We start from the raw sequence: 8305 nt of genomic DNA, 5'->3' as shown, positions 1-8305 counted from the left end.
CACCATCAACTTCAGCGTGTTCGACGTCTTCGTCATGATCGGGTTCGGTCTCCTCGGCCTGGCCCTGCGGAACCTGGACATCCCGTTGGCACCGATGGTCCTCACACTGGTGCTGGGCCCGCTGATGGAGCGATCACTCCGCGAATCCCTGGAAATCTCCCAAGGTGACTTCAGCGTGTTCGTCAACCGCCCCATCTCCGCGGTGCTGATCGGCCTTGGCGTGCTGATCATCTGCAGCCCGCTGCTCAAGTTCCGCAAACCCAAGGCACTCACCGAGGACCCCGAAGCCTGACCCTCCTAATCCACCGTCCAAACACCCAACAGCCACCAACGCATTTCTTCAAAGGAGAAGACCCTTGTCACGCAATAAAATCACCGCAGCCTTCGCAGCAGCAGCACTCATCGCCCTCACCGGCTGCGGCGCCAACGCCAGCGCCTCCAACACCTCAGGGGAGGACTTCCCCAAGAAGGGCAAGTCCATCGACCTGATTGTCGCCTTCTCCTCCGGCGGAGCCGTGGACACCGCAGCCCGCCTCGTTCAGCCGATCCTGGAGAAGGAACTCGGCACCAACGTCGAGGTCATCAACAAGCCCGGCGCCGGCGGACAGATCGGCTACACGGCACTGACCAGCGCCAAGCCCGACGGGTACACCATCGGCGCGACCGGCTCGCCGTCAGTGGTCGTTTCACCGTTGGACCCGGCCCGCGGCGCCAAATACACCCGCGCCAGCTTCCAGCCCCTCGGCCGGCAGGTCATCGACCCCGCCGTCATTGCCGTCCAGCCGGACAGCCCGTACAAGACGCTGAAGGAACTCCTCGACGCCGCCAAGGCAAACCCGAAATCCATGACCGCCAGCACCACCGGACTGCAGACCGGCGAACACTTCGCCCTGGCCCAGATCCAGGAAACCACCGGCTCCGAATTCGCCCCCGTGCACTTCTCCGAAGGCGCCTCCCAGGCCACCACCGCGTTCCTTGGCCGGCACGTGGACGTCCTCGTTGCCAACGTCAGTGACGTGACCGACCTGACCAAGCAGGGCAAGGCCCGGGTCCTGGGCATCATGACCGCCGAACGCTCACCCTCGCTGCCGGACGTTCCCACCTTCCAGGAATCCGGCTACGAGGTGGAAGCCGGCACCGTCCGCGGTTACTCCGCACCGGCCGGGCTGCCGGACGCCGTCGCCAAGAAGCTCGAAGCCGCCCTCCAAAAGGCCATCGAGGATCCTGCCGTCAAGGAAAAGATGAGCGCCCTGGGCCTGCAGACCAGCTACCTCTCCGGCACCGACTACGAGAAGTTCTGGGCCGGACAGGAAGAGGACTTCAAGAAGGTCCTCCCGCTGGTCCAGAAAAAAGACTAGTCCAACCACCAGCCGCCACCCACGGAAGAATCCACCATGACAACTCCAGTCCTTGAGGACATCGACGCAAACTTCGTCCGCCCCGACCGGGACCTGATAGGCCGCCTTGCCAAACTTCCCGCCGCCAACATCGGCGACGCCATGGACCGCCTCGGAATCGCGGACTCAGCCATTCAGGCAATCTGGCCCGGCGCCCGCCTCGCCGGACCAGCCTTCACCGTCTGGACACGCCCCGGGGACAACCAGGGCATCCACCGCGCACTGCAGCTCGCCCGCGCCGGGGACGTGATCGTCGTCTCCGGCGGCGGAGACGAATCCCGGGCACTGTTGGGCGAGCTCATCGGCGAACGGGCCATCAATCTTGGCCTCGCCGGCTTCGCCCTGGACGGGGCAGCCCGCGACGCCGAAGCCCTCCGCGAGATCGGCATGCCCGTCTTTGCCCGCGCCATCACCCCGGCCGGACCTTACAAGAACGGGCCCTCCCGTCTCGGCACGCCCATCTCCTTCGGCGGGATCCCCGTCCTGCCCGGSGACATCATCRTCGGCGACTCCGACGGCGTCGTCGTCATCCCCAGGGAACAGGCAATTGCTGTCGCCGAAGCCGCCGAAGCAGTCTTCGACGACGAAACCACCCGCCGGGCCGCCATCATCGCCGACCGACACTAAAGCAAGAAAGACAGAAAACTATGACCGCGTGCACCATCATCGGCCTCGGCGAAGCCGGAGCCACCTACGCGACTGCACTCATTGCGGCAGGCCACAGCGTCACAGGATTTGATCCCGTCGCACCATCCACCCCGGCCGGCGTCACCAGGGCAGCAACCGCGGCCGAGGCGTGCCTTGGCGCAGACGTTGTCCTGGTCCTCACCGGAGCAGCCGCAGCCCGCAATGTGGCCCAGGAATGCCTGCCCGTCTTGCCGGAGGGCAGCTGCTATGCCGACTTCACCTCGTCCTCACCGCACGTCATGCGGGAACTTGGGCAGTTGCCCAGTCCGGCACTCTTCGTTGACGTCGCCATCCTCGGGCCCGTAGCCGCGCTGGGCGAGAAGACCCCGCTGATGGTCAGTGGCCCGGGGTCCCGGGCCGTTGCCGATCTTCTGGCGCCGCTCGGTGCCGAGGTCGAAATCGCCGACGGCGAGCCCGGGGCCGCGATGGCCCACAAACTGCTCCGCAGCGTCTTGATGAAAGGCCTGGCCTCCGTGGTGGTCGAAGCCGTCACGGCGGGACGGGCCGCGGGACTGGAAGATTGGATCAGGAGTCAGATCGCCAGGCAACTGGCGGGGGACGGCCAGGCCGTCATCGACAGGTTCCTCACCGGCACCGCCAAGCACGCCCTGCGCCGTTCCAAGGAGATGCAGGACACTGCCGGCTACCTCACCGACCTCGGAGTCCCCGCCGAAATGACCACAGCCTCCGCTGCGGCACTTACGCGCATCGCCGAGAAATCAGCACAGGCGGCGCCGGCCTTGCGCTGACCCCGACCTCAGGCAGAATCGTTTACAGGAATCAATGATGAACCATCCGCAAACCAGCACTACCACGTCAGGAGCAGCAGCATGATCGGCATCTGGGCCCTGGCAGCCTATCTGGCCGTCATCCTGCTGTGGACGACCCTTCTCAAGCGCAGCGTTGGAGAGGCCATGATCCTCGGATTCCTGGTCGTCCTGCCTTTCACGGGGGTCACAGCGGCGCAGATCGGCTGGTCCTCCCTTTACACGGCGGTGACTGATGAAATCGTCTACGCCACCATGGCGTTCGTCTTCATGGGGTACCTGCTGGACAAGACCGGAGTGCTGGACCGGCTCATCGACCTGTTGAACTCACTGATCGGCGGTAGCAAGGGAGGCCCCGCCTGGGTGTCCACCGTGGCGTCGGCAGGCCTCGGCGGTGTGGTCCACAACCAGGCGGCGATCGCCGCGACCGTGGGTTCCGTGACCATCCCGTGGATGGAAAAGTCCCGGCTCGACAAGCCCGCGGCCGCGACCCTCGTGGCGGGAAACGCCGGAATGGGCATCACTTTCCCGTTCAGCGCCTCGATGTTCGTCCTGGTCGGCTCCGCCACAGTCGGGCCCCTGCTGAACGTCAATGAACTCGTGCTTCCGTTGTTCATCGGCGGGCTGTGGTGCTTCCTGCACCGGCTGATCGTCACCTGGCTGCTGATCCGCAAGAGCGGGATGACACCCTTGGATGCCGCGCACCGGTTGCCGGTCCGGGCGGCGTTCGGCCGCGGCTGGGCCACCCTGCTTTTGTTCGTCGTGGTGGCCATCCCACTGATCATCACCTCCGCCTTCATCGCCACCGCACTGTCGGACTGGACCGGCGGAGACATCACCAAGTCCCTGAGCGTCATCGTCTGGATCCCGGTGGTCCTGATCATCACCGGCGCCGTCCTCGGCCGAAAAAACCTCCCACGCAGCGGCCGGGGCTGGTGGAGCCTGCTGCAGGAGTCCGCCCCGAGGTTCGGGATCGTCGGCATCACTGTCGTCTTTGCCTTCGCCGGCGCCAACGCCCTCGCCGCCACCGGCCTGCCCCAGCAAATGACGGCACTGCTCAACCGGATGAACCTGCCCCTGTGGCTCCTCGCCATCCTCATCGGGTTGATCGTCATCGCCGTCGCCGCGCCCCTCTCCGCCACGGCCACCATGGCCGCCGTCGGAACCGTCGGTGTCGCCACACTCGTTAGCGCCGGTGTTCCGGCGACCACCGCCGCCGTCGCCGTGCTCGTCTTCTCATCCTGCGAAGCCGCCGTTCCCCCCGGAGGCGCGCCGCTGTATGTCGCCTGCGGTATCGCGGACGTGGACCCGATCAAAACCTTCGCCCGACTGCTCACCCACTACGCCCTGCCCCTGCTGGGCATCGGCGTGCTCATCATCCTCGGCATCCTGCCGATCTAAAGGAACCGCGACATGCACAAGATCAGACGAGCCATCGAAGTCATCTTCGCCCTGAGCCTCGCCGCCCTCCTCGCCGGCGGAGTCCTGTTCGTGACGGGCCAGGCCATCGCCCTTGCCGCCGGCCAGAGCGAATGGCTCGTATTCTTCAACGAATCCGTCAAACCCCCGATGTGCCTTGCGGCATCGATCTGTGCGATCGCCGGGTTCTTCCTCAACTACAAGCGCTACGAGAACAAAGAACAGACTCCCCAGAAGGCAGCGACGCGATGACCGACACCAGGGAATCCGGAACCTACCCGTCCTTCGCCGAACTTCTCGAACGGCAGGGCGCGCTATCCGGGACGTCGTGGGGGCTGTTTCCCCAACCTGACCGCGGAACGCCGTCCTTCATCACGCAGGACACGACCCTGGAGGCCAGGAACTGCATCAGGACCGGCGTGGTCTTCGGCCTGGACTACCCGGCCGATGCCTTCGATCCCGGAATGTCACTCAAGCGCAGCGCCCCTCGTCACACAATCTACTCCTCCCACCCGGCCCACCGGGACGACTACCTGGACGGGTATTACCTCCAGGGATCCACGCAGGTCGACGGGCTCCGGCACCGCCGGGCAGACGACATCGGCTTCTACAACGGCACCCCCGATGACCGGATTACGGAAGGCACCCCGGACCTCGGCATCCAGGAATGGGCTGACAAACCCATCGTCGGCAGGGGAGTGCTCGTCGACCTCGACGGCTACTGCACCGGCGAAGGCACTCCCATTGACCACGCAGCAGGTGAGCCCCTCGGGCTTGACCTGATCCAGGCAGCCATCCAGGCCCAATCCCTCACCATCCAGCCCGGCGACATCCTCATGCTCCACACCGGATGGTGTGAATGGTTCCTGGCCCTGGCCATGGCAGACAAGCAACAGACCCGGGAGAGCCGCCGCGCCACCGGCATCGCCCAATCACAGGAATTCGTCGCCTGGGCCTGGGACCACCGCCTCGCGCTGATTGCCGCCGACAACTTCGCCCTCGAATGCCTGCCCGTCATTCCCGAAAGCCCCTTTCTGTTATCGGCGCCCAACGACCACGGCATGATGCACCAACAGCTCCTGGCCAAACTCGGCATGCCGCTCGGCGAACTCTGGAAACTGGGACCCCTCAGCCGACACATGAAGAAGGCCGGAACCTGGGACGCCTTCGTCAGCATCAAACCGCTGAACATCACCGGCGGCACCGGGTMACCTGCGAACGCCACGGCAGTGACGTGACCCAGCGCGACGGTGCGGACCGGCGCGGCACCGGGCCTGCCCGCCGCACACTGAACCACGAGGGAAATGGGCCGTCAGGGCGGCCTTGGGCCTGCTCGCCGGCGGCCATGCAATTTCGTGGATGGACCGGTAGAATAGTAGTTAGCAATGCTAATTAGCGCAGCTAACTATTGCTGCCGTGCAGGTCTTGGAGGCGTTATGACCACCACCCGCGATTCCCGTCACGCAGGAGACAGCATCCGGCCTGACATTTTGGCGATCGAGCTTCGGACCGCCGTTATGCGCACGTCGCGCCGGCTCCGCATCGAGGCAAGCGGTGACGTTCTTACGCCGGGACAGTACACAGTCCTGGCACATCTTCGCAGCGGCTCCCAAACCCTTCGCGAGCTGGCCGAGCGGGAGCATGTTCAGGCGCCGTCGATGACCCGGATAGTCAACGCGCTGACCGATCAGGGCTTCGTGTCGCGGTCAGCCCATCCCGAGGACGGCCGTCAGGTGCTCGTCTGGATTACTCCGGCCGGTGAGGCCGTCCTGAATGAGGCCCGCAGCCAGCGGACAGCGTGGCTGGCGCAGCGCGTCGCGACTCTGAGTGACGAGGACCGTCTGACGCTGAGCCGCGCCGCCCGCATCATGCAGGAGTTGAGCGCCAGATGAGTGTCATGTTCCGGGCCCTGGGGAACCGCAACTACCGGATGTGGGCGGGCGGGGCCCTGGTATCCAACATCGGCACATGGATGCAGAGGGTGGCGCAGGACTGGCTGGTACTGACAGTATTGACCGACCATTCCGGTACCGCCGTCGGCATCACAACGGGACTGCAGTTCCTTCCGATGCTGCTCCTTGGCCCGTACGCGGGCGTGCTTGCGGACAGGTACCGCAAACTCGTGATCCTCAAGTGGACGCAGACGGCCATGGGCCTGTGCGGACTGCTGGTCGGGCTCCTGGTCCTGACCGGTTCGGCGCAGTTGTGGCAGGTATATGTGGCGGCCCTCTGCCTTGGGGTGGCCAGCGCAATAGACGGACCTGCGCGCCAGGCCTTCGTCTCCGAACTTGTGGGGCAGAACAACATTTCAAATGCCGTGGCGCTCAACTCCGCCTCGTTCAACACCGCCCRGCTCACTGGACCCGCCATTGCCGGTGTGCTCATTGCCTGGGTGGGCACGGGACCCGTTTTCCTGCTCAACGCAGCCAGCTTCGCCGCGGTCATCGTCTCCCTATGGCGCATACGTCCGTCCGGGTTGTTCGCGGCGGTGCCGGCAGGCAATGGCAAGCATCCGGTCGCGGAGGGCTTGGGGTACGTATGGCGGCGCCCGGATCTGGTGCTCATACTTGTCATGGTCGGGATCCTGGGAGCATTCGGCATGAATTTCGCCATCACCAACGCACTGATGTCCACCGCAGAATTCGGGATGGGGCCGGGGGAGTTCGGGCTCTTGGGCTCCATCATGGCTGTGGGGACTTTGGCTGGCGCGTTGCTGGCAGCCCGCAGGTCCCGGCCCCGGCTGCGCTTCCTGCTCGGCGGCGCCCTTGGCCTGGGGTTTTTCACGCTCGTGGGCAGCGTGACCCCTTCGTTTTGGCTCTACGCAGCCGTCCTGGTTCCGGTTGGCCTTGCATCAATGACCTTCCTGAACAGCTGCAATACGAGTATCCAGCTCTCGGTGGAACCGCAGTTCCGGGGGCGTGTGCTGGCGCTGTACCTGGCGGTCCTGCAGGGCGGGACCGCCGTCGGGGCGCCCCTGATGGGATGGATCGGCACTGAATTCGGCGCGCGCTGGTCGGTGGCCGCCGGCGGCTCCATCGTGCTGCTCACCGGCTTGTGCTCGGTGATCGTGGTCAGCCGGAGCAGCACTTTGACGCTGCGGGCGCAACTGCGGACTGTGTCCGTCAGGAAGCGCACAGGCTACGGGAGGACAAGGAACCGCGAGGCCGCCCGCTAAGTCGGGGGCGACTGAAGCGGCCAATTGCCGGCCTGCGGACTGCCAGGGGAGGGCATGTCCATTTTCCGAACCTGCGGGCGGCCACTCCGCGGGCCACCTAAGCGGGACATGTCCATTCTTGGGCCCCGCGTGTGGGCATTGGGGCCATATGTCCACTGGCCGCGGCTAGGGGAGGGCATGTCCACCAACCAGCTGAACAGGGGCCCCGGCCCGGCCATCCGGGGCTAATCCTCCGGGTCCTCCGGCTCGCCCAGCCCACGGGCGGCGAGGGCTTCGCCGGTCTGCCGGGCAAAGGCCACCGTGCTGATGAAGACGGGCAACACCAAAGCCCGCGGGTTTCGTTCGAGTCCGCGCGCCCGGGCCGAGTCGCGCACGTCCGTGTAGGCCCCGGCAACGAACGGGATGCTGCGGAGCATGATGGCGATGGTCAGGGCGAAGCGCTCCGGGTCCGCACCGAAGCGCCGGAACGGCCGCGCAAGCGACGCCACGCCGTCCAGGAGTGCCTGCACAGGAGTGGTGGCGGTCAAGATTGACGCCGCGACGACGCAGACCAGGACGTTTAGGACGATCCGGGCGGCGGTCGGTGCGCCCAGCTGCCACCACTGGAAAAGCCCGATCGCCACGAGCACCGGAAGGACCGGACGCACCGCGCGGAACAGCCGGGCCGAGCCGGCCCCGCTGAGCAGGAACAGTCCGCAGAGCAGCACCAGCATGGCGGCGGACACGGCCCAGTCGGCGATCAGGAACGACGTCATCCCGCACCCCACGACCAGCAGGAACTTCAGCCACAGCGGCGCGCGGTGGACCAGGGACGAGCCCGGCACATACGCCGCCAGCAAGAAGCCGTGGCCGCTCACGCC

The 8305-nt window shown here is 65.9% G+C and carries 9 protein-coding genes and 1 pseudogene; 9 read left to right on the top strand and 1 reads right to left on the bottom strand.

What is annotated here, in order from left to right; translation table 11 throughout:
- The 9 genes and pseudogenes from AC1D1S_RS16910 to AC1D1S_RS16870 all read left to right on the top strand — a co-directional run.
- Positions 1-292, top strand: a pseudogene (locus AC1D1S_RS16910) (tripartite tricarboxylate transporter permease); the annotation flags it as partial.
- 64 nt (positions 293-356) lie between these two features.
- Entirely contained in the window at positions 357-1358 is a 1002-nt protein-coding gene (locus AC1D1S_RS16905) for a tripartite tricarboxylate transporter substrate binding protein (RefSeq protein WP_243177689.1), read from the top strand.
- Between the two features lie 36 nt (positions 1359-1394).
- A complete protein-coding gene (locus AC1D1S_RS16900) occupies positions 1395-2024 on the top strand; it encodes an RraA family protein (protein WP_476994988.1) in 630 nt (209 codons plus the stop codon).
- 20 nt (positions 2025-2044) lie between these two features.
- Positions 2045-2833 (top strand): NAD(P)-dependent oxidoreductase, encoded by a 789-nt coding sequence (locus tag AC1D1S_RS16895; protein WP_243177686.1) that lies wholly within the window; start codon positions 2045-2047, stop codon positions 2831-2833.
- Positions 2834-2914: 81 nt separating this feature from the next.
- On the top strand, positions 2915-4252 hold the full coding sequence (locus tag AC1D1S_RS16890; RefSeq protein WP_243177685.1) for a TRAP transporter large permease subunit: 1338 nt from the start codon (positions 2915-2917) through the stop codon (positions 4250-4252).
- 12 nt (positions 4253-4264) lie between these two features.
- On the top strand, positions 4265-4522 hold the full coding sequence (locus AC1D1S_RS16885; protein WP_243177683.1) for a hypothetical protein: 258 nt from the start codon (positions 4265-4267) through the stop codon (positions 4520-4522).
- Positions 4519-5508 carry a cyclase family protein gene (locus AC1D1S_RS16880; protein WP_476994987.1) on the top strand — a complete coding sequence of 330 codons (990 nt, stop codon included), beginning with the start codon at positions 4519-4521 and terminating at the stop codon, positions 5506-5508. The genes AC1D1S_RS16885 and AC1D1S_RS16880 overlap by 4 nt, the downstream gene beginning before the upstream one ends.
- Before the next feature lie 198 nt (positions 5509-5706).
- The gene (locus tag AC1D1S_RS16875; protein ID WP_028275528.1) at positions 5707-6162 is read left to right on the top strand and encodes a MarR family winged helix-turn-helix transcriptional regulator; all 456 of its coding nucleotides are present in this window, start codon (positions 5707-5709) and stop codon (positions 6160-6162) included.
- The gene (locus AC1D1S_RS16870) at positions 6159-7445 is read left to right on the top strand and encodes an MFS transporter (RefSeq protein ID WP_476994986.1); all 1287 of its coding nucleotides are present in this window, start codon (positions 6159-6161) and stop codon (positions 7443-7445) included. The genes AC1D1S_RS16875 and AC1D1S_RS16870 overlap by 4 nt, the downstream gene beginning before the upstream one ends.
- A 224-nt stretch (positions 7446-7669) precedes the next feature.
- Here the strand turns inward: AC1D1S_RS16870 and AC1D1S_RS16865 are convergent, their stop codons facing one another.
- Positions 7670-8302 (bottom strand): energy-coupling factor transporter transmembrane component T family protein, encoded by a 633-nt coding sequence (locus AC1D1S_RS16865; protein ID WP_476943914.1) that lies wholly within the window; start codon positions 8300-8302, stop codon positions 7670-7672.
- Positions 8303-8305 lie beyond the last annotated feature (3 nt).

Source organism: Arthrobacter sp. P1_A5 (assembly GCF_056406825.1).
This window is presented reverse-complemented; position numbering and strand designations above follow the sequence as displayed.

What these genes read in the sequence shown, in the direction of transcription:
- AC1D1S_RS16895 (WP_243177686.1), top strand. Translation starts at nt 2,045, where the DNA reads ATGACCGCGTGCACCATCATCGGCCTCGGCGAAGCCGGAGCCACCTAC.
- AC1D1S_RS16890 (WP_243177685.1), top strand. Translation starts at nt 2,915, where the DNA reads ATGATCGGCATCTGGGCCCTGGCAGCCTATCTGGCCGTCATCCTGCTG.
- AC1D1S_RS16885 (WP_243177683.1), top strand. Translation starts at nt 4,265, where the DNA reads ATGCACAAGATCAGACGAGCCATCGAAGTCATCTTCGCCCTGAGCCTC.
- AC1D1S_RS16875 (WP_028275528.1), top strand. Translation starts at nt 5,707, where the DNA reads ATGACCACCACCCGCGATTCCCGTCACGCAGGAGACAGCATCCGGCCT.